Source organism: Marinobacter sp. EN3 (assembly GCF_000475315.1).
Classification (GTDB): domain Bacteria; phylum Pseudomonadota; class Gammaproteobacteria; order Pseudomonadales; family Oleiphilaceae; genus Marinobacter; species Marinobacter nauticus.
Map to the genome: position 1 here is coordinate 187051 of NZ_AXCC01000096.1, position 26800 is coordinate 213850.

Here is a 26800-nt window from a genome sequence, read left to right on the forward strand (position 1 = left end):
AAAGGGCGCAAGCCCTGGATGAGAGAATTACGGAGCGACGATCATGGCGACCACCGACAACGAGGTGAAAGAGCTGATCAAACGGGAATACGAACACGGTTTCGTGACCGAAATCGAAGCCGACACGTTCGAACCCGGCCTGAACGAAGACGTCATTGCCCGCCTTTCCGCCATAAAGAAAGAGCCGGAATGGATGCTGGAATGGCGCCTCAAAGCCTATCGTCGCTGGCTGGAAATGGAAGAGCCGAACTGGGCTCATGTCGGCTACCCGAAAGTCGACTACAACTCGATTTCCTATTATTCCGCGCCCAAGCGCAAAGAGGATATGCCACAAAGCCTGGATGAAGTGGATCCGGAGCTGCTGAAAACCTACGAAAAGCTGGGCATTCCCCTGCACGAGCGCGAAAAGCTTGCCGGCGTTGCCGTGGACGCAGTATTCGACTCGGTTTCCGTAGCCACCACCTTCAAAGAGCCTCTGGCCAAAGCCGGCGTAATCTTCTGCTCGATTTCCGAAGCCGTCCGTGATTACCCCGAACTGGTCCAGAAATACCTGGGCACCGTGGTTCCCCACGGCGACAACTTCTTTGCGGGCCTGAATTCGGCGGTGTTTTCTGACGGCACCTTTGTGTACGTGCCCAAGGGTGTGCGTTGCCCTATGGAGCTGTCCACCTACTTCCGCATCAACGCCGCCAACACCGGCCAGTTCGAACGCACCCTGATTATCGCCGACGAAGGCAGCTACGTAAGCTACCTGGAAGGCTGTACCGCACCGATGCGCGACGAGAACCAGCTGCACGCGGCCGTGGTTGAGCTTGTGGCTCTGGACGATGCCCAGATCAAATACTCCACCGTACAGAACTGGTACCCGGGCGATGAAAACGGCAAGGGTGGTATCTATAACTTCGTGACCAAGCGTGGCGCCTGCATCGGCAAGAACTCCAAGATTTCCTGGACCCAGGTGGAAACCGGCTCCGCCGTCACCTGGAAGTACCCGAGTTGTGTACTGCGCGGTGAGAATAGCGTTGGCGAGTTCTACTCTGTCGCGCTGACGCATAATTACCAGCAGGCCGATACCGGCACCAAGATGATCCACCTGGGCAAGAATACCCGCAGCACCATCATCTCCAAGGGTATTTCCGCCGGCAAGAGCTCCAACGCCTACCGCGGCCTGGTGAAATTCGGCCCGGGCGCAGAGGGCGCGCGTAACTTTACCCAGTGTGATTCGCTGCTGATCGGCGACCGCTGCGGCGCGCACACTTTCCCGTACATCGAGAGCAAGAACAAGTCGGCCATCGTGGAACACGAGGCGACCACTTCCAAGGTCAGCGACGAGCAGATGTTCCTGTGCCGCCAGCGCGGTATCGACCCGGAACAGGCGGTGTCCATGATTGTGAACGGCTTCTGTAAAGAGGTGTTCAAGGAGCTGCCGATGGAGTTTGCGGTTGAGGCTGGCAAGCTTCTGGAAGTGAGCCTTGAAGGGTCCGTTGGTTAAACGCTATGCCCCGCTGGCCTCGGAGGAGGCCAGCGAGCGGTGGAGCTTTCCGGGATACGCTGTGAATACATCCCTGTACGCTCGACAAAATCATCCCTGATTTTGACGATCCCGGAAAGCTCCCCCGCTCACTGTCCCGAACGTTATTGGGGCATCGAAGGGTACGAATTTATAGATCGAAATTCAGGATATAGAGAGACATCTACAAATGCTGAGTATCAAAAACCTGCACGCCTCCGTTGAGGGCAAAGAAATCCTCAAGGGCATTAACCTGGAGATCAAGGCCGGGGAAGTTCACGCCATCATGGGCCCGAACGGTTCCGGTAAGAGTACCCTGTCACAGGTTCTGGCAGGCAACGACGCATTTGAAGTCACCGAGGGCGAAGTCACCCTGAACGGAGACAACCTCCTGGATCTGGAAACCGAAGAACGCGCCCGCGAAGGCATCTTCCTGGCCTTCCAGTACCCGGTGGAAATCCCTGGCGTGAGCAACCTGCAGTTCCTGCGCACCGCCGTTAACGCCATGCGCAAGCACAAGGGCCAGGACGAGATGAACGCGGCTGAGTTCATGAAGCTGGCCAAGGAAGTTTCCAAACAGGTAGACCTGGACCCGGCCTTCCTGAAACGCGGCGTGAACGAAGGCTTCTCCGGTGGCGAGAAGAAACGTAACGAGATCATGCAGGCCCTGCTGCTGCAGCCGAAACTGGCCATTCTGGATGAAACCGATTCCGGCCTGGACATCGACGCCCTGAAAGTGGTTTCCGATGGCGTGAATGCTCTGCGCTCGGAAGACCGCGCCATTCTTATGGTCACTCACTACCAGCGCTTGCTGAACCACATTGTTCCGGATTATGTGCACGTACTGGCTGGTGGCAAGATCATCAAGTCGGGCGGTCGTGAACTGGCCCTGGAACTGGAAGAGAAAGGTTACGGCTGGCTGGGCATTAAAGACGACGACACCAGCAACTGATCAGGAGGCCGTGGAATGAAATCTGTACCCATGCTTTCCAGCGCCTTCCTGCACCCGGCCGGGGAATCCCTGCCGGAGCCGTTGCTGGCGCTGCGCAAGGAGCGGGCCAGCGCGCTGGTAGATATGCCGCTGCCTACTCGCAAGACCGAGAACTGGAAGTACTCCAGCAAGTACCTGAAGCTGGCCGACGATATGGCCATTTCCCTGCCGGCCGAAGGCAAGACCGGCAACAGTCTCGCTGTGCCCGGCTACAAAGTGGTTTTCATCAACGGCGTGATGATTCCTGAAGCCAGCGAGTATCCGGATCTCGACGGTATCGAGATCCTGAGCTTCAACGATCTGGCTAACGACGAAGCTGAAGCCCTGTCTGCAAAGCTGGGCAGCACCCTGAATCACGATCAGGTCCAATTCGCCCGCCTGAACGGGGCGCGCTTCGAAGATGGCCTGTTCATTCGCCTGAAACCCGGCGCGGTGCTGGATCAGCCGTTGTTCATCATCCATGAAACCAGCGCTGACGCCAGTGGCTCCGCCTACCCACGCATCTTCGTGGAAGCCGGCGCCAACAGCCAGCTGACCCTGGTAGAGGAATACACCTCCAGTGGTGAAGCATCCGCCTTGGTCAGCACAGTAACCGAATTCAATCTGGCCGATGGCGCCAACGTCACCAGCATCCGCCTGAACATGGAAGGCGAGAATGTTCAGCACATTGGCGCTACCGGTGTGCTGCAGCAGCGCAGCTCCCGTTTCGAGAGCCATTGTGTTGGTTTTGGCGGCCCCCTGCGCCGGCACGATCTGCAGGTGCGACTGGAAGGCGAAGGCGCGGAAACAAAACTCAATGGCGTGGTGGTTACCCAGGGCAAACAGCACTACGACAACCACACGTCCATTGACCATGTCGCCGCCCACTGCAACAGCGAAGAGACCTATCGCAATATCGCAGCAGACCAGTCCCATGCTGTGTTCAACGGCCGGATTCATATCCACCAGGACGCCCAGAAGTCCAATGCGGATATGAACAACAAGAATCTGCTGCTGTCCAACGGGGCAGAGATTGATACCAAGCCGGAACTGGAAATCTACGCCGACGATGTGAAGTGCGCGCACGGCGCCACCATCGGCCAGCTGGACGAAACCTCCGTGTTCTATCTGGTATCGCGCGGGATCGGCCGCCGGCAGGCCAATGTTCTGCTCACCATGGCGTTTATTAACGAGCTGGTGCAACAGATTCCGGTCGAAGCCGTGCGTGAAACCGCCCAGGCGCGGTTGAGTGATTTCTTTGAGCAAACCTTTCAGGAGGCCTGAGGGGCATGACTGATCTGTCCGTGGCAAACAACACCCAGTCGATGGCGTTTGATGTACAAGCCATTCGCCGCAACTTCCCGATTCTCCATCAGGAGATCAACGGGAAGCCGCTGGTGTATCTGGACAATGGCGCGTCGGCGCAGAAGCCACAGGCCGTGCTGGATGCCATGGATCGCTATTACCGCGAGATGCACTCCAACGTGCACCGTGGCGCCCATACCCTGGGTGATCGTGCGACCGCCGCCTTTGAGGGCGCCCGGGAAACCGTGCGCGAATTCCTGAATGCGCCCAGCACCCGCGAAATCATCTGGACCCGTGGCACCACCGAAGCCATCAACCTGGCAGCCAATGGCCTGGCCCCACGCCTGAAAGCCGGCGATGAGATTCTGGTCAGCCACATGGAACACCACGCCAACATTGTGCCCTGGCAGATGGTGGCCGAGCGCACCGGTGCCAGGGTTGTGCCCATCCAGGTGACACCGCAAGGCGAGCTGGATCTGGATTCGTTCAACAGCCTGCTGAACGAGCGCACCCGGGTGCTGGCGATCACCCACGTGTCCAACGCGCTGGGCACCGTCAACCCAATTGCGCCCCTGATTGAACAGGCGAAAAAACAGGGGGTACTGACCCTGGTGGATGGCGCCCAGGCGGTGCCCCACTTCCAGCCGGACGTTCAGGCTCTGGGCTGTGACTTCTATGCATTCTCTTCCCACAAGCTGTTCGGGCCCACGGGCATTGGCGTGCTTTATGGCCGCGCCGAACTGCTGGAAGAAATGCCGCCTTATCAGGGCGGTGGCGAAATGATTGAGCGGGTATCGTTCGAGCGAACCACCTGGAATGTGTTGCCCTACAAATTCGAGGCCGGAACCCCGGCTATTGCCGAAGCAGTGGGCCTGGGCGCCGCCATCGACTATCTGAACTCGCTGAACCGAAAGGCCATGGAAGCAGCAGAGGATGCCTTGCTGCGCCGCGCTAATGAATTGGTCGAAACCGTGCCAGGCATGGAGATCATCGGTACCGCTGCCAATAAGGTACCGGTGATGTCGTTCAAGATTGCCGGTCTGCACCCAAGCGACATCGGCACCCTGCTGGACCAGCAAGGCATCGCCATCCGCACCGGCCACCATTGCGCCATGCCATTGATGGATTTCTACGGAGTACCCGGTACAGCCCGGGCTTCGTTTGCGTTCTACAATACGCTGGAAGAGGTCGAGAAACTGTTTACCGGCCTGCAGAAAATCCAGCGCCTGTTTGCCTGAGGAGGTGGAAACATGACAGCCGAAGTCTTCACCCCAAGCTATGTGAACGTGACCATGACCCCAACGGCGGTCAAACACGTTCGCAAACAACTGGACAAGAAACCGGAAGCCAAAGGCATTCGCCTGGCCATCAAAAAGAGTGGCTGCTCCGGCTTCAAGTATGAAACCCAGTGGGTAGAAACACCGGAATCCGATGACCGTATCTTTACCATCGACGGCGTGGATGTGTTCGTAAAGCAGGAACACCTGCCACTGGTAAACGGCATCGAAATCGACTTTGTCACCGAGGGTGTGAACTCCCTGTTCCGCTTCCGCAACCCCAACGCCACCGCTGAGTGCGGCTGTGGTGAAAGCTTCACGGTGGCGTAAAGCACAAAGATAGGACTGATCAAACATGCAAGAACGCGAAGTCGTCCTGACCAAACGCGAAGTGGAAGCCCGCCTGGTACCTGCCGGAACGGAAATCATGATTCCGTCAGACACCTTTGTGACCATTACCCAATCCCTCGGCGGTAGCTTCACCGTGGCGGTCAACGGCAATCTTGCCCGCATTGAAGGCCACGACGCCGATGCCCTGGGCAAGCAGCCGCTGGAAAGCAGCTTCGAGACCCCGGAAGACGGCACCATCAACGAAAACCAGGTATGGGAAGCGCTGCGTAACTGCTACGACCCGGAAATCCCGGTGGACGTAGTCAACCTGGGCCTGATTTACGAATGCCGGATTGAGAACGGCACAGAAGACGGCAATCACGTTTACATCAAAATGACCCTGACCGCGGCTGGCTGCGGCATGGGGCCGGTAATCACCGACGATGTGAAGCGCAAGGTGGAGCATGTACCTAATGTGGACAAGGTTACCGTTGAGCTGACCTTTGATCCGCCCTGGAACAACGATATGCTCACCGACGAAGCCAAACTTGAACTGGGAATGCTATGACCGCCAGCAAGGAACAATTTCTGAACAATCCCCTGGGCAAAGACACCACCCTTGAAGACGTTCTGGATGCGTTTGAGTTTCTGGACGACTGGGAAGAACGCTACGCCTACATCATCGATCTGGGCAAACAGCTGCCCGGTTTTCCGGATGATGAGCGGGTTGAAGAAAACTACGTACACGGCTGTCAGAGCCAGGTATGGCTGATTCATCGTTACGATGAGGAAAGCGGTAAACTGTTCCTGCTGATCGATTCCGATGCCATGATTGTGCGCGGCCTGGCCGCTATCATTCTGGTGGCCCTGAACGGCAAGACGCCGCGAGAGCTGCTGGCCACCGATATCGATGAGTTGTTCGAGCAGCTGGATCTGTTCCGCCATATTTCCCCCACCCGGGGCAACGGCCTGCGAGCTATGGTCGGCAAGATACGGGATATTGCGGCGGCCGAGGCCGCCTGAGACTTACCAGATAATGGCCAGGTCATCGCGTTGAACGTTGATCAGGCCACCTTCCGTAGGGATTCGCCCGTTACTGAAATCCGGATGCACGTTGTCCAGTGTCAGCGTCACCCCGGTATCGGACAGCTCAGGCGTACCATCCAGTGAATCGAAGTATCGCTGGCTGCGGTACAGATCGAGTTCATCCCCCGGTCGCAGCCCCGCCGTTGCGCCGGAGGCGAGGGTCACCCGGTTGCCATCCACACGGGTTATCCGGGCCATGAATGGCTGACAGGCCAGAGCATTGTTGACGGCGGCGGTCATCTCGGCAATGACACCTTCAACCGCCTGCCCCCACTCGGAACCTTCAAAGCCCGCCGAGGCAAAACCTCCGGTACCACTGCCATCCGGCTGCCACCGTGCCGAGGTTTCAAACCGCTGCCGGAAGACCGGGGAACCGCTGAAGCCATCAAACACCATCACTTCGGCCTCAAACCGGCGCGAGGTGTCGGCCATTCCGATACCTCGCTGCATGCGATCCAGAATTGAGCTGCCCCAGGCGCCGGGGTCGGCCAGGCCAATATCCCGAATCACACCCGCCACCACAAACTGAGCCCCCAGTTCCCGGGCCAGCTGAACCACATTCGTCAGCTGATTGCTGGCCGGGTTTTTCTGAGACGTGGGCGCATCCGGCAGGTTGCTGAACAGCTGTAACGATGTCGCCCCCAGCACCTGCAATTGCCCCTGTTGTTGCAAGCGAGCCACCAGTTCCCGCGGCAACTGTTCGCCGGCGTCATCCAGGGCCGCACCGCCACCCTGCTCCGGACGGGTGATCGGGAACGCGGTTACCGCCACCCGTTTACGCAAACCGGATGCCTGCCCGGCCTTGCAGCTGCCAGCCTTGCCTTTGGCATCCGACATCTCTGCCCGGACAATCACCCGCAGCAGATTGCCACTTCGGTACTCATCCACAATCGTGGCATTACGAACCTGGGCCATGGCCGACAGCTCGGTACGAGAGCCCACAAGCTGTCCGTTCTCCATGGTATCCCGGGTGCTGACCCTGGCCTGATATTGCAGCGCCAGGTCGCGCATCGCCGCCTGACGCGCCTCGGTGCGGGCCTGGTCCAGATTATTCTCCCGGATATTGGCGTGCCCCACGCCTTCGAGGACCACGCCATGGGCAAACCCGGTGCACAGGCTCAGCATCCAGAACAGAAGCATTGATCTCATCATGGCAATTTAACCCACCGGAACGATACCGGTTCAATCACGGCGTTCATCAACAGGCCTAATCGAGGTAGTACAGGGAATCTGTGCGACGGGCCTCAACATCCCCTACACGGTCATTCCGCCTGGGCATGGGAATGGCACAGACATCCTGCACCTGATCGTCCGCCACCTTCGCCACACACTCCCGGAACCTCGGCTCCAGGCGCAGCTCCATCACGGTTTCCACCACGCCATCGCTATGCTCATTCACCGCCACCATCCGGGCGCCGCGAATGTAGCTGTCCACATAGGTGCGGAAACTGTCGTTCTGCAACACGAAGTCATTCACCGTGGAACTGCCGTAGATCACGGTACCGTAGACCCGCTCGGCCAGGTTCCGGTAGGCGTCCAGCTGTGAAGCCCGTCGAGCCAGTAAGCGCTTCCTGGGGTCAACCCTATCGTTCTGAGTATGTTGATAGGCACCAAAACCACTAACCCGAACGGTTATAGGCTGAAAGACTTCAGATCCGGACTGGTCGCTCCAGTAACTGCTCAACGGCGCACAGGCGGCAACAGCAATAGCCAGAACAGGAACTAGGATCCAGCGCAACGTCATTATCATGTCTCCACAAAAGACTTTAGCCAGAATCATGAAAAAATCACGCCACGTTCTCCACCTAATTGATATTTATTCACTTTCTACCATTTGGCACCACACTCGAACAGTTTCGACGGCAAAATATTGCCTCTATCGATATAGACAGAACAAGTCATTATCCAGCGTGCTGGATATCACGGAAGACGCCAGTTCACCACAGTTTGCCTCTGGCCGGTCGTGGCCGGATAATCCCCGTTACCCATTCATGGCAATCAGGAACAAACCGCATTATGCAAACCTATCTGGTGGGCGGCGCTGTCCGCGACAAACTGCTCGGCCTGGGCGTTAAAGACCGGGATTGGGTAGTGGTTGGTGCCACCCCGGAAGACATGATCCAGCGAGGCTTCAAACAGGTAGGGGCGGATTTTCCGGTTTTCCTGCATCCGGACACCGGCGAGGAATACGCCCTGGCCCGGACCGAACGCAAGCAGGGGCGCGGGTACCACGGTTTCAGCGTTTACAGTGCACCGGATGTCTCCCTGGAAGACGATCTTCGCCGCCGTGACCTGACCATCAACGCCATGGCAGAAACCGAGAACGGCGACTTGGTGGACCCGTTCAACGGCCATGCGGACCTGGAACAGAAAAAGCTTCGCCATGTGTCTGAAGCCTTCGCCGAAGATCCCCTGCGCATCCTTCGCACCGCCCGCTTCGCCGCGCGCCTGCAGCCACTCGGGTTCAGCATCTGCCGGGAGACCATGGCGCTGATGCGGCAGATGGTCACCAGTGGCGAACTCGGAGACCTGGTACCGGAGCGGGTGTGGCAGGAAGTTCAGAGGGCATTGCATGAACAGGCTCCAGGCGTGTTCTTCGATGTGCTCCGGGAGCTCGGCGCCCTGCAGGTGCTGATCCCTGAATTGACCGATGAACAGCCTTTCCGCCAGGGTCTCAGCGCCCTGCAGTGCATCCACCGCAAACAGGGGTCTACCGCCCAGCATTACGCGGCGCTGCTCAGTGGCGTGCCCGAGCCAGACGCCGTTGCCAGGGCTAAAGCCATGAAAAGCCCCAACGACTGTCGGGAACTGACCCACCTGGTCGGCCTGTTCATGGCTCAGTTGAACGGAGCTTCGCCTGAAACCCGGCTGACACCGGAACTCGCAATGGAGCTTCTGGACAAAGCCGATTTCTGGCGCCGGCCCGATCGTTTCGGCGTTTTGCTGGGTACCCTCGCCTGCACCCTTCAGAGCGAACCCGACCATTTAATTCAGCAACTGGAACTGGCCGCACATCGGGCCCAGAGCGTAACCCCTCACCCGTTCCTGCAAAAAGGCATTCAGGGCAAAGCTCTGGGCGAAGCAATCCGGAAAGAGCGCGTAGCCCGTATTACTGAGGCACTGCACTTACCGGAATAAGGAAAAATATCCCATGCCCCACCCCGTCGCCCTGATCACCGGCGCAGCCCATCGCCTGGGCGCCCACACAGCAGAAACCCTGCACGCTCGCGGCTGGAATGTTGTGATTCATTACCGTGGCCGTCAACAACAGGCCCGCGCACTGGCCGACAAGCTGAACCAGCAGCGCCCGGAATCCGCCGTGTGTTACCACGCCGATCTCACCGACATGAACCAGCTCCGGCAACTGGCGGAACAGGCCTGCGCGCAGTGGGGGCAGTTGAATGCTCTGGTCAATAACGCTTCCGTGTTTTACCCCAACCCCACCGAAGATGCCTCCGAACAGGACTGGGACACGATACTGGGCGCCAACCTGAAAGCCCCCTTCTTCCTGCTTCAGCAGTGTTTGCCTGCGCTAAAAGCGGCCTCCGGCAGTGTGGTCAACATGATCGACATCTACAGTGAGAAACCACTGAAGGACCACCCCCTTTACTGCGCCAGTAAGGCGGGGCTGGCAGCACTAACCCGCTCCTGGGCCAAAGATCTGGCGCCGGATGTTCGGGTAAATGGCGTGTCGCCAGGCGCCATCCTCTGGCCGGAAGGCGAATCAGCCGCGGACGCAGCCCACCAGCAGGCCATTCTCGATAAAACGCCCCTGGCCCGCACCGGCAACCCCGCCGACATTGCCGGTGCCATTGCCTACCTGGTATGCGACGCGCCGTTTATCACCGGCCAGATACTGTCGGTGGATGGCGGCCGCAGCCTGAATATGTGATCACCCGCACCAGAACAACCCCGACCTTCGTTGTTTTGGCCGGCAAGCGCTTTACCGCTACAATGCCTGCCATTCTTATAAACGGGCGCCACCCAACCAGGTGCCCAGATTAACGGAGAGTTCTCATGCGTGATGTTGTTATTGTTGCCGCCAAACGCACCGCCATCGGCAGCTTCGGTGGTGGTCTGTCCAGCCTGCGTGCAGACCAGCTGGGTACGGCCGTGATCAAGGCCGTGATGGAAGAAACCGGTGTCGCCGGCGACCAGATCAATGAGGTTATCCTCGGCCAGGTACTCACCGCCGGCTGCGGCCAGAACCCGGCCCGACAGTCTGCCATCAATGCTGGCCTGCCAGCTTCCGTGCCCGCCATCACCATCAACAAGGTCTGTGGCTCCGGCCTGAAAGCCGTGCACATGGCGGTTCAGGCCATCCAGTGCGGCGATGCCGAGATGATCCTGGCCGGCGGTCAGGAAAGCATGAGCCTGGCGCCCCACGTACTGCCCAACAGCCGCAACGGTCAACGCATGGGCAACTGGAGCATGATCGACACCATGATCACCGACGGCCTGTGGGATGCCTTCAACGACTATCACATGGGTATCACCGCTGAAAACATCGTCGAGAAATACGGCATCACCCGGGACGAGCAGGATGCCTTTGCCGCCGCATCCCAGCAAAAAGCCGTCGCTGCGCAAAAGGCCGGCTACTTTGACGGCCAGATTGTTCCTGTCACCATTCCCCAGCGCAAAGGCGACCCACTGGTGGTGGACAAGGATGAGTGCCCCCGCGACGGCGTCACCGGCGACAGCCTGGGCAAACTGCGCCCGGCCTTCAAGAAAGACGGCTCGGTAACCGCCGGCAACGCTTCCTCCCTGAACGACGGCGCTGCCGTGGTGATGGTGTGCAGCGCAGACAAGGCGAAAGAGCTGGGCCTGACCCCACTGGCAACCATCAAAGCCCACGCCAATGCCGGCGTGGACCCTACCATCATGGGCACCGGCCCGATCCCCGCCAGCCAGCGCTGCCTGGAGCGTGCAGGCTGGACTGTTGACGACCTGGACCTGATTGAAGCCAACGAAGCCTTTGCCGCCCAGGCGATTTCTGTGAACCGGGATCTGGGTTGGGATACCAGCAAAGTGAACGTGAATGGTGGCGCCATTGCCCTGGGCCACCCGATTGGCGCTTCCGGCTGCCGTATTCTGGTCAGCCTGCTGCACGAAATGACCCGCCGCGATGCCAAGAAAGGTCTGGCCACGCTTTGTATTGGCGGTGGCATGGGTGTGGCCCTGGCCGTTGAGCGCTGATGCTGCACGTGGTCCTGTACGAGCCGGAGATACCGCCAAACACCGGCAATATCATCCGGCTCTGCGCCAACACCGGCTGTCAGCTGCACCTGATTCAACCTCTGGGATTCTCTCTGGAGGACAAGCAGATGCGACGGGCCGGTCTGGATTACAGCGAATACGCTACGGTAAAGATCCATGCGGATTACGCCAGCTTTCTGGCAACCGAGCAGCCTTCGCGGCTGTTCGGGCTCACCACCAAGGGAAGTCGCCATTACCACGAGGTAGTGTTTCGGGACGGTGACTACCTGATGTTCGGGCCGGAGACCCGGGGCCTGCCGGAAGACGTGCGTAACGGGCTACCCGCCGAACACCGTCTTCGGGTACCCATGCGTCCGGAAAGTCGCAGCCTCAACCTTTCCAATACCGCCGCCCTGGTGGTTTATGAGGCCTGGCGGCAACTTGGGTTTGAGGGCTCGATCTGACCGATCCCGGGTAATCACCCACAAAAAAACCGGCCGAAGCCGGTTTTTTTTCGTTGAGCAGCAGCGCTTAGTGAGTCTGCTCTTCCTTGGCTTCACCCGCCGCTTCTTCCTGCTTGCGCTTGAGCGCCTGGGCATAGATCGCGTCGAAGTTAACCGGAGCCAGCATCAGGGCCGGGAAGCTGCCCTTGTTCACAATGCCGTCAATCGCTTCGCGGGCATAGGGGAACAGAATCGTCGGGCAGTAGGCGCCGAGCATCTGGCCAAGCTGCGGGCCTTCAATGCCGGAGATCATGAATACGCCGCCCTGCTGGATTTCGACGATGTACGCCACCTTCTCACCGACCTTGGCCGTTACGGTCAGGGACAGAACCACTTCATACTGGTTGTCGCTGATCTTGTTATGGGAGGTGTTCAGATCCAGGTTTACCTGGGGCTTCCACTGCTCCTGAAAAACCAGCGGAGAGTTGGGCGATTCAAAAGACAGGTCCTTCACATAGATGCGCTGAAGGGCAAACTGTGGTTGGTTCTGGTTGTCGTTGCCTGCGGCTTGCTGATTCTCAGCCATGATCAGTCCTTTCGTTCTCGTATTATGGGGCCAGGCCCGTTGTTATGTCGTCGTCTGCCGGAACAGTCTACTGCCAGGTTCCGAATGGTAATGTGAAACAGTGCGTCAGATCGCCACTCAGATCAAGCCCTGTTACTTTTTCACAAGTGGCAGGTTGCTGGCCTTCCAGTCGGTAATACCACCATTCAGACGCACCACATTGCTGAAGCCCTCGGCATTGAGCTGCTTGACCGCCATGGCGGCATGCTGGCCCATCTTGTCAACAACGATAATCTGCTTGTCTTTGTGCTTGCTCAGCTCATTAACGCGGCTTTTGAGACTATTAAGCGGAATATTCACCGAGCCGGTAATGCGGCCTTCGTTGAAGTCTTTGCGATCGCGGATGTCCAACACCACCGCTTCATCCTTGTTGATCAGCGTAACCGCGCCCTGGGCCGAGATCTTGGCACCACCCCGGCGCGATTCCAGCACGATGATGGCCAGCAGGAACGCCACAAACAGCGACACCAGAATGTAGTGATTAACAACAAATTCAAACAAGCGGTCCATGAAACTACCCTGACAATTGGTTTGGCCGGATTATACACACCCACACCGGCTCACAGAAGGCAGTCGCCCCGCCATGATAGCGCCAGCACATCGTGATCATGAGCAATGCTTCAGCGAACGCGCGTGGTCTGAGTAAATGAAAACGGTTACAATCTGCCCCACTCAAATTCTGTTCTTTTTGCAACCAAGCGGACGACACGATGACCGAGACGCGCAAGCCCACTGCACTGATAATTCTCGACGGCTGGGGCCACCGTGACCCGGCGGAAGACAATGCCATTTCCAACGCCAACACCCCGTTCTGGGACAGGATCTGGCATAACCAGCCGAAAACCCTGATCAACACCTCAGGGATGTTTGTTGGCCTGCCCCAGGGCCAGATGGGTAACTCCGAAGTGGGCCATATGAATCTCGGCGCCGGCCGCGTGGTGTATCAGAGCCTGACGCGCATCGACAAAGATCTCGAAGATGGCGATTTCCAGAAGAATGAGGCCCTTTGCAACGCCATCGACAAGGCTGTTGCCAATGACAAGGCCGTACACCTGATGGGCCTGCTGTCTCCGGGCGGCGTCCACAGCCATGAAGATCATATTCTGGCGGCCGCTGAGCTGGCTGCAGCCCGTGGCGCCAAAGAAGTTTACATCCATGCCTTCCTGGATGGCCGTGACATGCCACCACGCAGTGCCCGCCCTTCTCTGGAAAAAGCCGCCGCGAAAATGAAAAGCCTGGGCGTTGGCCGGGTAGCCACCATCGTTGGCCGGTATTTTGCCATGGACCGGGACAACCGCTGGGATCGCGTGGAAGCGGCCTATAACGCCATGACCCTGGGCGAAGCCGAGTTCATCAGCGACGACCCGGTGGCGGCACTGGAACAGGCCTATGAGCGTGGCGAGAACGACGAATTCGTGAAGCCGACCCACATCCGGGCCGATGGCGAGCCCGAGGGCATCATCAATGACGGCGACGCCGTGCTGTTCATGAACTTCCGTGCCGACCGCGCCCGGGAAATGACCCGCACCTTCGTAGAGCAAGACTTCGACGGTTTCGACCGACGCAAGCACCCGGAACTGGCAGATTTCGTGATGCTCACCGAATATGCCGCTGACATCAAAACCTCCTGCGCCTACCCGCCCGAGCAACTGGCCAACGGCCTGGGCGAGTACATGGCGAAGCAAGGTAAAACCCAGCTGCGCATTGCAGAGACCGAGAAATACGCCCACGTGACCTTCTTCTTCAATGGCGGCCTGGAAACTCCCTTTGAAGGTGAAGATCGCATTCTGGTGCCGTCTCCCAAGGTGGCCACCTACGACCTGCAGCCGGAAATGAGCGCACCTGAGGTTACCGACAAACTGGTTGAAGCCATCAAGAGCGGCAAGTACGACCTGATCGTCTGCAACTACGCCAACGGCGATATGGTTGGCCACACCGGCAAGCTGGACGCCGCCATCAAGGCCGCCGAGTGCCTGGACCAGTGTGTGCAGCGTGTGGTGGAGGCCCTGGATGAAGTGGGTGGCGAAGCCTTGATTACCGCCGACCACGGCAACTGTGAGCAGATGACCGACCCCAACTCCGGCCAGGTACACACCTCCCACACCATTGGCCCTGTGCCTCTGGTTTACACCGGCCACCGCAAGGTGAACCTCCGGGACGACGGCAGCCTGTGCGATATCGCACCGACGCTGCTGGCCCTGATGGATACCGAAAAGCCTGCGGAAATGACCGGGCACAGCCTGGTCGAGTTCGACTGATCGCTCCGCCGGTAAAGGTGTTGCGTAAACTGACCGTCCTGGTGCTGGCCCTCACATTGGGGGCTGCACCTTTGGGCGCCCAGCAGGATGTGACCCCCGAACAGGTCGAGGCGCTGAAGGAGCGTATCGCCGACATCGACCGCTGGCTGGCCGATGCCGAAGAAGACCGGTCAACCCTTGAACAGCAACTGGCGGCCACCGAGCGCAAAATCAGCACCCTGACCCGGGAACGCCGTACCCTTCGGCAGCAGGCCCGGGAACAGCAGGAGCGCCTTGCCGAGCTTCGCGCCCAGGAAAGCGAGCTGGCCAATACCCTCGAACAGCAACGGGAAAACCTGAAACTACAGATCCGGGCAGCCTGGATGGAAGGCGACGCGCCGGCTCTGAAAGTATTGTTGAACGAGATTGAGCCCGGCGAAGTTGCCCGCACCCTCACCTACTACGAATACCTGAGCAAGAATACCGTCTCCCGCCTGGAAGCGTTCCAGCGCAGCCTTCAGGAACTGAAAGCCGCCCGCGCCGCCGTTCAGGCCACCCGCACCGAACTGGCCAAGACCGAAGCCGATCTGGAACAGCGCCAGCAGCAACTGACCCAGAGCCGGCAGGATCGGGCCAGAACACTGGCCGCCCTGAATGACGACATCCAGAACCGCCGTAGCGAGCGCCAATCCCTGGAAGCCGATCGCCAGCGCCTGGAGCAATTGCTGAAAGAGGTGCAGCAGGCCATTGCCAGCATTCCGGCCCCGAACGAATCCAGTCCGTTCAAATCCCGCCGCGACAAGCTGCCCTGGCCCGCAAAAGGGCGGATAGTCAGCAATTACGGCGCCATGTACGCAGATGGCAAACTACGCCGTAACGGCATTCTGATGAATACCGCCGAAGAGGCAGAGATCAAGGCCGTGCACTATGGCCGGGTGGTATTTGCCAACTGGCTGCGTGGATTCGGGCTGATCACCATCATTGATCACGGCGATGGCTACATGACCCTCTACGGCCACAGCAGCAGCTTGTTCACAACCCCCGGTGACTGGGTGCGCCCGGGCGAGACCATTGCCCTGGCCGGACGCACCGGCGGCACCGAAGACCCGGCCGTGTATTTCGAGGTACGTAGCAACGGCAAACCCGTGAACCCAAGGAGCTGGCTGGGCAAGCCATAACAGGGCTGACAAACGGCGTTGCGGGCGCCATACTGTCCGGGTCAGGAACCAGTCCAACTATTGGAAACAAAACAGGATATGTGAATGAAACGGGCCAGAAGTACACTCAAGACCTCGCCATTGCGCACCATGATTCTTGCCACCTGTTGTTTCACAGCCTCCGGACTGGCCCTGGCACAGGACCAGGACGCTCAGACCCAGCAGATTCTGGACTCCATTCAGAGTGGCGAGCGGGTTGAACTGAAACTTCCTGACCCGGAAGAACAACTGCCGCTGGAAGACCTGCGCAAGTTCACCGAAGTGTTCAGCCGCATCAAAGACGCCTACGTGGAAGATGTCTCCGACACCCAACTGCTCGAGAGCGCCATCAAGGGCATGCTGTCCGACCTGGACCCTCACTCTACCTATCTGGCCCCCAAAGATTACGAGGAACTGGAAGAAAGTACCTCCGGCGAATTTGGCGGGCTTGGCATTGAAGTGGGCATGGAGAACGGCTTTGTCAAAGTCATCTCCCCCATCGACGACACCCCGGCCCAGAAAGCGGGCGTTCAAGCTGGCGACCTGATCATCAAGCTGGACGAAAAGCCGGTGAAGGGAATGTCGCTGGAAGAAGCCGTCAACCTGATGCGCGGCAAGCCCGGCACGGTGCTTACTCTGACCATCATGCGCGAGGGCGAAAGTGCGCCTATCGAGATTGATGTCACCAGGGATGTGATCAAAGTCACCAGCGTTAAATCCCGGATGATCGATAACGGATACGGCTATGTCCGCATTACGCAATTCCAGGCCGAGACTGGCCGGCAGTTCCTGAAAGCCCTCAGCGATCTGGAAGACGAACACGGCAACGATCTGGACGGCCTGATCATTGACCTTCGCAACAACCCCGGCGGTGTGTTGCAAGCTGCCGTAGAGACCGCGGATGCCCTGTTGGACGAAGGCCTGATTGTTTACACCGAAGGCCGTATCCAGAGTTCACGCCTGCGCTTCAGTGCCAAGCCCGGCGACGTCATGGCTGGCACACCTATTGTCGTGCTAATCAACGGTGGCTCTGCTTCCGCGTCGGAAATCCTTGCCGGCGCGCTCCAGGACCATGAACGCGCCGTGGTGATGGGCACCCAGTCCTTCGGCAAGGGCAGTGTCCAGACGGTCATACCGCTGGACGAGACCCACGCCATCAAAATGACCACAGCCCGTTATTTCACGCCGGATGGTCGCTCCATCCAGGCCACCGGCATCAAGCCGGACATCGAGGTGCGCCCGGCAGAATTGAAAGAGCTCGACAGCAGGCCATTCTTCACCGAAGCCGACCTGAGCGGTCATCTTGAGGGGGAGAATGAGGAGGAAGCCCGTAAGGCCAGAGAACAGGCTGCGGAAGCACAGGCTTCTGCTGCCGACCGGGACTATCAGCTGCGGTCGGCCCTGAACCTGCTGAAAGGCTTGCACATCCTTAACCGGAAGAACGACAGCAAGCCGCAGGAAAACGCCCAGTGACTTTACGCTCTACCCTCACGCTGCTGGCCCTTCTGGCCATCAGCCCTGTCGCTGCGTTTGCGTCAGGGCCGGGTGAACCCCAGCAGCCCACCATTGCCATCATTATTGATGACATGGGCCACAATCGTTACGAGGGCGAGCGACTGGCAAAGCTTGACCAGCCCCTGACACTGGCCTTCCTGCCCTACCGGCGCCACACAGTTCCCCTGGCGAAGCTGGCCCACGCCCAATCCAAGGAAATCATGTTGCACGCCCCGATGGCCAACACCCGCAACTTCGGTCTCGGCCCGGGCGGACTGACACCGGATATGGACGAGCCGACCATCACCACCACCCTGCGCCGGGCACTGCAGTCCATTCCCTTTGTCAGCGGTGTGAACAATCACATGGGCAGCCTGCTTACTCAGCAACTGGAACCCATGGACTGGGTCATGAAAGAGCTGGACCGCTACCCGGTGTATTTCGTCGACAGCCGCACCATTGCCAATTCCATCGCCGGCAGTGTGGCCGATGCCTACAACATCCCGAGCCTGACGCGCGATGTGTTTCTCGATCACGAACAGACGGAAGAGTTTGTCGACAAACAGTTCAAACTGCTGATTCAGACCGCCAGGGAAAAAGGCACGGCCATTGGTATCGGACACCCCCACAAGGTCACCGTGGATTATCTGGAGAAGCACCTGCCGATGCTGGATGAACAGGGCATTGCCATCGCCACGGTCAGTGGTCTCTGGGCCATGCGCAACGGTAATCGGGAGATGTTTGCGGAAGGTGAGAAGCAGGCCATTCGGCCTGCCTATGCACGCAGCAATTAATCGCGGACTTCGATGCCCTGAGCCTTCATAAAGGCTTTGGCTTCAGGGATGGTGTGCTGACCGAAGTGGAAGATGGATGCCGCCAGCACCGCGTCTGCGCCACCCTGGGTAACGCCATCCGCCAGATGCTGTAGCTCACCGACACCACCTGAAGCAATCACCGGTACGACTACCGCATCGCTGATGGCACGGGTCAGGCCAAGATCAAAGCCGATCTTGGTGCCATCACGATCCATGCTGGTCAGCAGCAACTCCCCTGCCCCCAGCTCAACCATTTTCTTCGCCCACTCTACGGCATCCAGCCCGGTTGGCTTGCGACCACCGTGGGTAAAGATCTCCCAGCGCGGCTCCTCGCCTGCTGCGCTCACGCGCTTGGCATCGATGGCGACGACAATGCATTGCCGGCCAAAACGCTCCGCTGCCTCCCGCACAAACTCAGGATTGAAGACTGCGGCCGTATTGATGGAGACCTTGTCGGCTCCGGCATTGAGCAGTTTGCGGATATCATCGACGGTGCGCACGCCACCGCCCACGGTCAGCGGGATGAACACTTCCGCCGCCATGCGCTCTACCGTTTCGTAGGTGGTGTCGCGGCTTTCGCTGCTGGCCGTGATGTCCAGGAAAGTGATCTCGTCCGCGCCCTGCTCATTGTAGCGACGGGCCACTTCCACCGGGTCGCCGGCGTCGCGGATATCGACAAAATTCACGCCTTTAACCACACGGCCTTTGTCGACGTCCAGACAGGGGATGATGCGTTTTGCCAATGCCATTGTCAGTCCTCAGTTTTTCAGGCTGTCGCAATAGGCTTGCGCTTCCGCCACATCCAGAGTGCCTTCGTAGATGGCGCGGCCGGTGATAGCACCGATGACACCTGTGTCGGCAACGGTGGCCAGGCGCTTGAGGTCGTCCATGTTGGTAACGCCGCCAGACGCAATCACCGGGATGCCACCTTCCTCTGCCAGCTTGGCGGTGGCTTCGACGTTCACGCCCTGCATCATGCCGTCACGGGCGATGTCGGTGTAAACGATTGAGGATACGCCGTCGTTGGCGAAGCGCTTGGCAAGATCTACCGCCATGACTTCAGAGACTTCGGCCCAGCCGTCGGTGGCGACGCGACCGTCTTTCGCGTCCAGACCCACAATAATGTGGCCGGGGAATTCCTTGCACATTTCGGTGACAAACTCAGGCTCTTTAACCGCCTTGGTGCCGATGATGACCCACTGAACACCAGCCTTCAGATAGGCCTCAATGGTTTCCGCCGAGCGGATGCCACCACCAATCTGAATAGGCAGATTCGGGTACTTCACTGCAATTGCCTTTACGATTTCACCGTTTACCGGTTCGCCGGCGAAGGCGCCATTAAGGTCAACCAGGTGCAGGCGGCGGGCACCGGCGTCGACCCACTTGGTGGCCATGTCGACGGGGTCGTCACCGAATACGGTAGAGTCTTCCATGCGGCCCTGGCGCAGTCTTACGCATTTGCCGTCTTTCAGATCGATAGCGGGGATAATCAGCATGTTCCGGTCCAGTTCGTAAAGTTTTCCAGCAACTGCAGTCCCGCCCGGGCACTTTTCTCAGGGTGGAACTGCACTGCAAAGATGTTGTCTCTCGCCACCGCTGCCGCCAGGTCGACACCATAATGGGTGCGGCCAGCCATATCGGCGTTGCCTTCGGCTTCGGCGTAGTAGCTGTGCACAAAGTAGAAGCGATCACCGTCCGGAATGTTGTGCCAGAGCGGGTGGTCCAGCGTGTGGTACACCTGGTTCCAGCCCATGTGGGGCACTTTCAGGCGTTCGCCGTTTTCGGTGAGGTTGTCGCCGAAGTAACGAACTTCAGACGGGAACAGGCCGATACCTTCCACACCGCCGTTTTCTTCGCTGCGGGCCATCAGGGCCTGCATCCCAACGCAGATGCCGAGGAATGGGCGGTCCTGGGAGACTTCTTTGACGAGCTCAACCACGCCCAAACGGTGCATTTCGGCCATGCAGTCACGGATGGCGCCTACACCGGGCAGAATCACCCGGTCAGCTTCACGGATTTTGGCGGCATCGTCTGTAACCAGTACGGTGCAGTCCGGGGCCACGTGCTCCACGGCTTTGCGGGCGGAATGCAGGTTGCCCATGCCGTAGTCGATGATGGCGACGGTCTTCATGGTGGTTCTATTCCTATCGGTGACCGGTTACAGGGCGCCTTTGGTGGACGGGGTGATGCCCGCCATGCGCTCGTCCATTTCAATCGCCATGCGCAGTGCGCGACCGAAGGCTTTGAACACGGTTTCGATCTGGTGATGGGTGTTCTTGCCCTTCAGGTTGTCGATGTGCAGGGTCACCATGGAGTGATTCACAAAGCCCTGGAAGAACTCTGCGAACAGATCGACGTCAAACCCGCCCACGCTGGCGCGGGTGTAGGGTACGTCCATGAGCAAACCGGGGCGGCCGGACAGGTCGATGACCACGCGTGACAAAGCTTCATCCAGGGGCACATAAGAGTGGCCATAGCGGCGAATGCCTTTTTTGTCGCCCACAGCCTGCTTGAAGGCCTGGCCCAGAGTGATGCCGATGTCCTCCACGGTGTGGTGGTCATCGATGTGCAGGTCGCCCTTGCAGGTAATATCCAGATCCACCAGGCCGTGGCGGGCAATCTGGTCCATCATGTGTTCAAGGAAAGGCACACCAGTGTCGAAATTGGCTTTGCCGGTGCCATCGAGATTGATCTCGACGGTAATCTGGGTTTCGAGGGTATTGCGTTCTACCCGAGCCTTGCGTTCGGCCATGGAGACTCCGTTGAAAACTGGCTTGCTACCGTAAACTTTGTTTGCGGATTATACCTGTTAACTCAACTGGAGTCCCGCAACCGGATCAATCACCCTGATAGCTCAGAACGCTTTTTTCAGGTTGGCCATGTAGGTGTCCACGAGGCTGTTGAACTCGTGCTTGATCACCGGGCTGATGGCCAGCTTGAGCAGGCTCGGCAGGGGAACGGTCAGCTCTGCGCTGGTCTGGAATCTTACTGCGGTAGCGTTGTCGCCCTTGGCACTCAGGGTCCAGGAACCACTGACAACCCCGTTGCCCTCGCCTTTGATGGGCGACCAGGTGATCTTGCCGGCCTCTTTGTCAGCGTGGTAGGTGCAGGCGTAAACCGATTGAATAGCGTGTTTGTCGACGCCCACTTTTTCCATTTCCCAGCGGTAGGCGTTATCGCCCAGGTCCACCAGTTTATCGACTTTTGGGAAGTGGCTGGCAGATTTGGGAACGTCTGCCAACAGATCGAAGACTTCATCATAGCTCGCCGGAATTTCCAGATCCCGGTTCAGCTCAATCGATACGGTAATGGCCACAGCCGACTCCTTCTTATGTTTATTTGTGCCTCGGGGCTGGCTGCCCCGGCGGATAAGTTGGGGGTGTATTTTGACCCAAGACTACCGCATTGTCATATTCCTGCACTGTTAATTTGCTAACCCTGCGTTATCCTTTGCTTTATTCACGCAATAAAACGCCGGCTACCAGCCTGCCGACAGGAAAAGGAACCCAGCCATGAAAGCTATCCGCTATGCGATCTACGCCGTTATTGCGCTGCTGTTACTGGCAGTGGCCGCCGTCGCCATTGCGGTTGCGGTGATCAACCCCAACGATTACAAACCCCAGATTGAAGCGGCTGTTGAGAAGCAGACCAATCTGGACCTGATGCTGGAGGGCGACATTGGCTGGTCTTTCATCCCCCTGGGCCTGGAGCTGAATCAGGTTGAGGCCAACCTGGACGGCGAACGGTTTGTCGCACTGGAGCAACTGATTGCCCAGATTGATTTCTGGTCTCTGATTGCCATGTCTCCACAGGTAAACACCTTCCTGCTGAGTGGCCTGGATGCACACCTGGAAGTTAACGAGCAGGGCGAAGGCAACTGGACCCGGATAATGCGGGAGCAAACCGCCACCGCTGAGGCTGGCACCGCTGCTGCCGAACAACAACCCGCCCAGGAAACAGCCGAGCCTGAGACACAATCCGCCAGCGGTGAGGCTCTCAACTTTAATGTCGAGAACGTTGAAATCAGTAACGCCAGCGTTCACTACAACGATCTGAGCACCGGGCAGTCTGTTACGCTGGAAGACTTCACGGTGACCGCCAGTGATATCACCCTCGGTTCCGAATTCCCCCTGGATATCCGCTTCCGCGTTGAAACCAGCCAGCCGCAGTTTGCGGTAGACGGCAGCATCAAGGCCCGCATCCAGGCAAACCAGGCGCTCAACGAATTTGCGGTATCTGGCCTGAACGCGGTATTTGATATGTCGGGCGAGCCGTTTGGTGGCGAATCGGTGACCGCAGAACTGGCCGGTTCCCTGGCCGCCAACCTGGAAAACGAAACCGCGTCCCTGAGCGACTTCTCCGCCAGCCTGGCCAATCTTAGCCTCAATACCAACCTGAATGTAAAAGGCTTTGGCGACAAACCGGCTCTGGACGGTCGCATTGAGATTTCCGAGTTTTCCCTGAAGGAGCTTCTCAACAATCTGGGGCAACCCGCCATTGAAACCACGGACCCTGAGGTACTGAAAGCGATCGCGCTATCGACCAACCTGGGTGGCGAGCCCGGCGTTGTCGCGCTGTCTGACCTTGTCATTACCCTGGATGATACCCGCTTCAACGGTGGCGGCAGCTATAACCTCGCCATAGGTGGGCTGGTGTTCGACCTAGAGGGTGACAAGCTGAATGCTGATCGTTACCTGCCGCCCTCGGCCGAAGGCGATTCGCAAGGAGCAGGCAACGGCGAAACACAGACCGACAGCAACACTCAAACAACTGGGGCATCCCAGCCTGAAACCGACCTGCTGCCACTGGACACTCTGCGCACCCTGCTGCTGGACATTGATTTCGGCCTGGGCGAGCTGATTGTCAGCAACCTCACCATCAACGACATCGCCGCCAGCACCACCGCCAAAGATGGACTGCTGCAAGTGGACGAATTCAGCGGCAAGCTCTATTACGGCAGCTTTGGCGCCAACGCCACCATCGACGCCCGTACCGACAACCCGAAATGGCGCATCCGCTCGGACGTTACCAACGTACGGACGTTGCCGTTGTTAACCGATCTGGCCGAGGTAGACATGCTCTCTGGCGGTGCCAATATGAAAGTGGCTGTCGATACCACTGGCAACCGGATTTCTGCCCTGCGTGAAAACGCCAACGGCGAGATCAGCTTTAACCTGGCCGAAGGCGAGTTCCGCCAGATGAACCTGACCCGTATGGCCTGCCAGGGTATCGCCCTCGCCAACCAGGAATCCCTGACGACCACTGACTGGGGCACGACTACCCCGTTCAACGACATGCGCGGTACTCTTAAAATCGACGGTAACACCCTTAACAATACCGACCTGGTCGCGGCGCTTGCGGGCATGCGCCTGGAGGGCAACGGCACCGTTGATCTTGAGCAAACTGACCTGGACTACGAACTCGGCCTGCGCATTGTTGGTGAAATTCACCGGGACGAAGCCTGTCGCGTGACCGAGTATGTGGAAAACGTGGTCATTCCGGTGGAATGCCGGGGCAACTTCGCCGAAGACCCGGCCGGCTTGTGTTCATTTGATGGCTCCCGCTTCCGGGACACCCTGAAAGACATTGCGGCCAACGCTGCCAAGGCAAAAGCCCGTGAAGAAGTGGACCGCGCCAAAGAAAAAGCAGAAGAGAAGGTGCAGGAAAAACTGAAAGAAAAGCTGGGCGAGGATGCCGGCGGGAAGGTGAAGGACGCCCTGAAGGGACTGTTCAACTGATGCCGGACCGTTTCGCCGACAAACTGTTTCGCTGGTACGACCAACACGGCAGGCACGACCTGCCGTGGCATCACAACCGCAACGCTTACCGGGTCTGGGTGTCGGAGATCATGCTCCAACAGACCCAGGTAACTACCGTGATTCCTTACTTTGAAGCCTTCATGGCCCGTTTTCCCGATGTCCACGCCCTCGCCTCGGCGCCGGTCGATGATGTGCTCGGCCATTGGTCCGGCCTGGGCTATTACGCTCGGGCACGCAACCTGCACAAGGCCGCAAAACAGGTAGTGGATGAGTTCTGCGGCGAATTCCCGGCCGACCAGGAGCAACTCGAAAGCCTCACAGGAATTGGCCGCTCTACCGCCGCTGCCATTGTCGCTCAGGCCTTTGAAAAACGCGCAACCATTCTGGATGGCAACGTGAAACGCGTGCTGGCGCGCTACCATGCCGTTCCCGGATGGCCGGGACAGACTGCCGTGCTGAACCAGCTCTGGGAGCACGCGGAGAGCCACACGCCGGAAGCCCGGATCAAAGACTACACTCAGGCGATCATGGACCTGGGCGCCATGGTGTGTACCCGCAGCAAGCCCGGATGTGAGGCCTGCCCCGTGAAGGATGGCTGCCTGGCCTACGCCCGTGACGAGATTCGCCTGTACCCGGGTTCAAAGCCCAAGAAGGAAAAACCGGAAAAAACCACCTGGATGCTGATCCTGGAGGATGCCGAAGGCCGTATTCTGCTGGAACGCAGGCCACCCAGCGGCATCTGGGGCGGCCTGTGGAGCCTGCCCGAACTTGACCCGGCCTACGGCACGGATGAACTGCAGGATGCCTGTGCCAGGGAGCTGGGGCTGAACTGCCACAACCCGGAACCCATCAGCGGTTTTCGCCACACCTTCAGCCATTATCATCTGCACATACAACCGGTACGCCTGCCCGTAACCGGTAACACCCAGGTTGGCGATTCCGACCGCTTGCGCTGGCTGCACCGGGATGAAGCCCTCAACCTGGGACTGCCCGCCCCGATCCGCACCCTGCTGACGGAACCCGAGCAAGCCACGCTGCTGTAATCAAGCCAAGGTGCCGGATGGTCTGTTATCATGCCGGCATACTGACCTCAGCACAGGAGCCGACATGAGCCGCACTGTATTCTGCCGCAAGTACCAGAAAGAACTGGAAGGCCTGGCCATGCCCCCGATGCCCGGCCCCAAAGGCCAGGATATCTACGAGAACGTATCCAAGCTGGCCTGGGAAGAATGGCAGAACCAGCAGACCATGCTGATCAACGAAAAACACCTGAACCTGATGGACGTGAACAACCGGAAATACCTGCAGGCGCAGATGGACCGGTTCTTCAACAACGAGCCGTTCGACCAGGCCGAAGGCTATGTACCGCCTGAAAAATAGGACGATTGATCAAGGCCTGAACAACCGGCAAAAACTTCCGAAAATTTTTGCCGGCCGGCCTTGACTCCCAAACCCTAAACCGGTTTAATAGCGCCCCGTTGCAGCACACAGCTCAACACGCCCGGATAGCTCAGTTGGTAGAGCAGGGGATTGAAAATCCCCGTGTCGGTGGTTCGATTCCGCCTCCGGGCACCATTTCCTCCCTCCCCAGAAATGCGTAACCCACTGTTTTAAAAGACTAATGATCGATTAAGATCAACCAATGTCGTGTACGGAACGTACAAATGTAACCCATTGATTTTCCTAAATCGGGAAAAGTCTGGTAAAACTCGTCACGACACAATCACGACTCGCCCCACCCTTTCCTAATATCTCCCAGGCCGTAATTTATGGGCGTAAGCCCCTTTCCGCTGGCCTGCGCATTTGGTTTTCTAATGTGAGGAGATATTCAGTGGCAAGTTTCAAAAAAACCACTACCGGTTGGCGAGCCGATGTTTTCAAGAAAGGAGTCCGCAGATCGAAAACCTTTCGATCTAAACGAGACGCTATAGCCTGGTCGAACCAGGTCGAGTACGAAATCGAAAGTGGCCATCACACTCCAGGTGCCGCACCCGCAAATGCCAGAATGCACGACGTGCTTAAACGTTATCGAGATGACATCTCTCCAAAGAAACGTGGGGCCCGTTGGGAAATCACCAGACTCAACCAGATGATGCGGGATCCACTTCTTGCAGATGTGAGGCTTGTGGATGTTGGGCCGCGGCATTTTTCGGCATGGCGGGACGCACGAATGAAAAAAGTCTCTGGCTCCACTGTCAATCGAGAGTTCAACTTGTTGACGCATGCCTGCAAGCTGGCTTGGCGCGAATGGCAGTGGCTGACAGAACACCCCATGGCCGGAGTCTCAAGGCCGCCGGAAAATAAGCCTCGTGACAGGGTGATCGCTCCAACAGAAATTGAAGCCTACCTTAAGGCCAGTGGTTTCAGCTTCAGCTCCCCACCAAAAACAGTATTGAGTCGAGTCGGAGCAATGTTTCTATTTGCCTCTGAGACAGCGATGCGGGGTGGTGAAATCTGCAATATGAAAGTCGCGGATGCGTATTCCAGACCAAGGTTGCCACTGATTCCAGACGAAGCCTGCCACCCATTCCACGCGAAAGCTGCCACCCTGGCAGGC

At 58.4% G+C, this 26800-nt stretch carries 28 protein-coding genes and 1 tRNA gene; 20 read left to right on the forward strand and 9 right to left on the reverse strand.

The annotated features are described in order from the left end of the window. Nucleotides 1–43 precede the first annotated feature (43 nt). From sufB to Q675_RS37465, 7 genes are all read left to right on the forward strand, one after another. Nucleotides 44–1492 carry a Fe-S cluster assembly protein SufB gene (sufB, locus tag Q675_RS37435; RefSeq protein WP_011786593.1) on the forward strand — a complete coding sequence of 483 codons (1449 nt, stop codon included), beginning with the start codon at nt 44–46 and terminating at the stop codon, nt 1490–1492. Nucleotides 1493–1700: 208 nt separating this feature from the next. Further along, the gene (gene sufC, locus Q675_RS37440) at nt 1701–2462 is read left to right on the forward strand and encodes a Fe-S cluster assembly ATPase SufC (RefSeq protein WP_011786594.1); all 762 of its coding nucleotides are present in this window, start codon (nt 1701–1703) and stop codon (nt 2460–2462) included. Between the two features lie 15 nt (nt 2463–2477). Then, nucleotides 2478–3764, forward strand: coding sequence for a Fe-S cluster assembly protein SufD (gene sufD, locus Q675_RS37445; protein WP_023012291.1), 1287 nt, complete (start codon nt 2478–2480; stop codon nt 3762–3764). 5 nt (nt 3765–3769) lie between these two features. Further along, nucleotides 3770–5023, forward strand: a complete 1254-nt coding sequence (locus Q675_RS37450) for an aminotransferase class V-fold PLP-dependent enzyme (RefSeq protein ID WP_023012292.1) — start codon at nt 3770–3772, stop codon at nt 5021–5023. A gap of 12 nt (nt 5024–5035) precedes the next feature. After that, entirely contained in the window at nt 5036–5392 is a 357-nt protein-coding gene (locus tag Q675_RS37455) for a HesB/IscA family protein (protein WP_023012293.1), read from the forward strand. 25 nt (nt 5393–5417) lie between these two features. Beyond that, nucleotides 5418–5960: a putative Fe-S cluster assembly protein SufT gene (gene sufT, locus Q675_RS37460; protein ID WP_022990808.1), complete on the forward strand. Its 543-nt coding sequence runs from the start codon at nt 5418–5420 to the stop codon at nt 5958–5960. Continuing rightward, the gene (locus Q675_RS37465; protein WP_022990807.1) at nt 5957–6415 is read left to right on the forward strand and encodes a SufE family protein; all 459 of its coding nucleotides are present in this window, start codon (nt 5957–5959) and stop codon (nt 6413–6415) included. Before sufT ends, Q675_RS37465 begins: the two co-directional genes overlap by 4 nt. A gap of 3 nt (nt 6416–6418) precedes the next feature. On the opposite strand, the gene Q675_RS37470 is transcribed toward Q675_RS37465, so the two are convergent. Further along, nucleotides 6419–7630: a flagellar assembly protein T N-terminal domain-containing protein gene (locus Q675_RS37470; RefSeq protein ID WP_031211947.1), complete on the reverse strand. Its 1212-nt coding sequence runs from the start codon at nt 7628–7630 to the stop codon at nt 6419–6421. 55 nt (nt 7631–7685) lie between these two features. Further along, a complete protein-coding gene (locus Q675_RS37475; protein ID WP_022990805.1) occupies nt 7686–8222 on the reverse strand; it encodes an LPP20 family lipoprotein in 537 nt (178 codons plus the stop codon). Nucleotides 8223–8494: 272 nt separating this feature from the next. On the opposite strand from Q675_RS37475, the gene Q675_RS37480 reads away from it, so the two are divergent. From Q675_RS37480 to trmL, 4 genes are all read left to right on the forward strand, one after another. Next, nucleotides 8495–9616, forward strand: a complete 1122-nt coding sequence (locus Q675_RS37480) for a CCA-adding enzyme (RefSeq protein WP_011786602.1) — start codon at nt 8495–8497, stop codon at nt 9614–9616. A gap of 13 nt (nt 9617–9629) precedes the next feature. Beyond that, entirely contained in the window at nt 9630–10370 is a 741-nt protein-coding gene (locus Q675_RS37485; RefSeq protein ID WP_011786603.1) for a pteridine reductase, read from the forward strand. Between the two features lie 125 nt (nt 10371–10495). After that, complete coding sequence (locus tag Q675_RS37490) at nt 10496–11674, forward strand: acetyl-CoA C-acetyltransferase (protein WP_023012295.1); 1179 nt, start codon at nt 10496–10498, stop codon at nt 11672–11674. After that, nucleotides 11674–12138 carry a tRNA (uridine(34)/cytosine(34)/5-carboxymethylaminomethyluridine(34)-2'-O)-methyltransferase TrmL gene (gene trmL / locus Q675_RS37495; RefSeq protein ID WP_023012296.1) on the forward strand — a complete coding sequence of 155 codons (465 nt, stop codon included), beginning with the start codon at nt 11674–11676 and terminating at the stop codon, nt 12136–12138. The genes Q675_RS37490 and trmL overlap by 1 nt, the downstream gene beginning before the upstream one ends. A 67-nt stretch (nt 12139–12205) precedes the next feature. On the opposite strand, the gene secB is transcribed toward trmL, so the two are convergent. After that, nucleotides 12206–12703: a protein-export chaperone SecB gene (gene secB, locus Q675_RS37500; RefSeq protein WP_014422523.1), complete on the reverse strand. Its 498-nt coding sequence runs from the start codon at nt 12701–12703 to the stop codon at nt 12206–12208. A 132-nt stretch (nt 12704–12835) separates the two neighbouring features. Next, nucleotides 12836–13252, reverse strand: coding sequence for a rhodanese-like domain-containing protein (locus Q675_RS37505; protein WP_014422524.1), 417 nt, complete (start codon nt 13250–13252; stop codon nt 12836–12838). A 200-nt stretch (nt 13253–13452) separates the two neighbouring features. On the opposite strand from Q675_RS37505, the gene gpmM reads away from it, so the two are divergent. From gpmM to Q675_RS37525, 4 genes are all read left to right on the forward strand, one after another. Further along, nucleotides 13453–15000 (forward strand): 2,3-bisphosphoglycerate-independent phosphoglycerate mutase, encoded by a 1548-nt coding sequence (gpmM, locus tag Q675_RS37510; RefSeq protein WP_022990801.1) that lies wholly within the window; start codon nt 13453–13455, stop codon nt 14998–15000. A gap of 56 nt (nt 15001–15056) precedes the next feature. Next, the gene (locus Q675_RS37515) at nt 15057–16157 is read left to right on the forward strand and encodes a peptidoglycan DD-metalloendopeptidase family protein (protein ID WP_081698891.1); all 1101 of its coding nucleotides are present in this window, start codon (nt 15057–15059) and stop codon (nt 16155–16157) included. Between the two features lie 84 nt (nt 16158–16241). Beyond that, nucleotides 16242–17648, forward strand: coding sequence for a S41 family peptidase (locus Q675_RS37520; RefSeq protein WP_022990799.1), 1407 nt, complete (start codon nt 16242–16244; stop codon nt 17646–17648). Continuing rightward, nucleotides 17645–18463, forward strand: coding sequence for a divergent polysaccharide deacetylase family protein (locus Q675_RS37525; protein WP_022990798.1), 819 nt, complete (start codon nt 17645–17647; stop codon nt 18461–18463). Before Q675_RS37520 ends, Q675_RS37525 begins: the two co-directional genes overlap by 4 nt. On the opposite strand, the gene hisF is transcribed toward Q675_RS37525, so the two are convergent. From hisF to Q675_RS37550, 5 genes are all read right to left on the reverse strand, one after another. Beyond that, nucleotides 18460–19233 carry an imidazole glycerol phosphate synthase subunit HisF gene (gene hisF / locus Q675_RS37530; protein ID WP_011786612.1) on the reverse strand — a complete coding sequence of 258 codons (774 nt, stop codon included), beginning with the start codon at nt 19231–19233 and terminating at the stop codon, nt 18460–18462. The two genes, Q675_RS37525 and hisF, sit on opposite strands and share 4 nt — an antisense overlap. A gap of 9 nt (nt 19234–19242) precedes the next feature. Continuing rightward, nucleotides 19243–19980 (reverse strand): 1-(5-phosphoribosyl)-5-[(5-phosphoribosylamino)methylideneamino]imidazole-4-carboxamide isomerase, encoded by a 738-nt coding sequence (hisA, locus tag Q675_RS37535; RefSeq protein WP_011786613.1) that lies wholly within the window; start codon nt 19978–19980, stop codon nt 19243–19245. Beyond that, complete coding sequence (gene hisH, locus Q675_RS37540; RefSeq protein WP_022990797.1) at nt 19974–20615, reverse strand: imidazole glycerol phosphate synthase subunit HisH; 642 nt, start codon at nt 20613–20615, stop codon at nt 19974–19976. The genes hisA and hisH overlap by 7 nt, the downstream gene beginning before the upstream one ends. A 27-nt stretch (nt 20616–20642) precedes the next feature. Then, nucleotides 20643–21236 carry an imidazoleglycerol-phosphate dehydratase HisB gene (gene hisB / locus Q675_RS37545; RefSeq protein WP_022990796.1) on the reverse strand — a complete coding sequence of 198 codons (594 nt, stop codon included), beginning with the start codon at nt 21234–21236 and terminating at the stop codon, nt 20643–20645. Nucleotides 21237–21338: 102 nt separating this feature from the next. Next, entirely contained in the window at nt 21339–21800 is a 462-nt protein-coding gene (locus tag Q675_RS37550) for an SRPBCC family protein (RefSeq protein ID WP_022990795.1), read from the reverse strand. Between the two features lie 196 nt (nt 21801–21996). On the opposite strand from Q675_RS37550, the gene Q675_RS37555 reads away from it, so the two are divergent. The 5 genes from Q675_RS37555 to Q675_RS38245 all read left to right on the forward strand — a co-directional run. Further along, on the forward strand, nt 21997–24222 hold the full coding sequence (locus Q675_RS37555; RefSeq protein ID WP_023012297.1) for an AsmA family protein: 2226 nt from the start codon (nt 21997–21999) through the stop codon (nt 24220–24222). Further along, entirely contained in the window at nt 24222–25286 is a 1065-nt protein-coding gene (gene mutY / locus Q675_RS37560; RefSeq protein ID WP_023012298.1) for an A/G-specific adenine glycosylase, read from the forward strand. The genes Q675_RS37555 and mutY overlap by 1 nt, the downstream gene beginning before the upstream one ends. 64 nt (nt 25287–25350) lie before the next feature. After that, a complete protein-coding gene (locus Q675_RS37565) occupies nt 25351–25623 on the forward strand; it encodes an oxidative damage protection protein (RefSeq protein WP_014422534.1) in 273 nt (90 codons plus the stop codon). 119 nt (nt 25624–25742) lie between these two features. Then, nucleotides 25743–25818: transfer RNA gene (locus Q675_RS37570), tRNA-Phe, on the forward strand. Between the two features lie 256 nt (nt 25819–26074). After that, on the forward strand, nt 26075–26800 hold a 726-nt coding region (locus tag Q675_RS38245), incomplete at its 3' end, for a tyrosine-type recombinase/integrase (protein WP_023012299.1).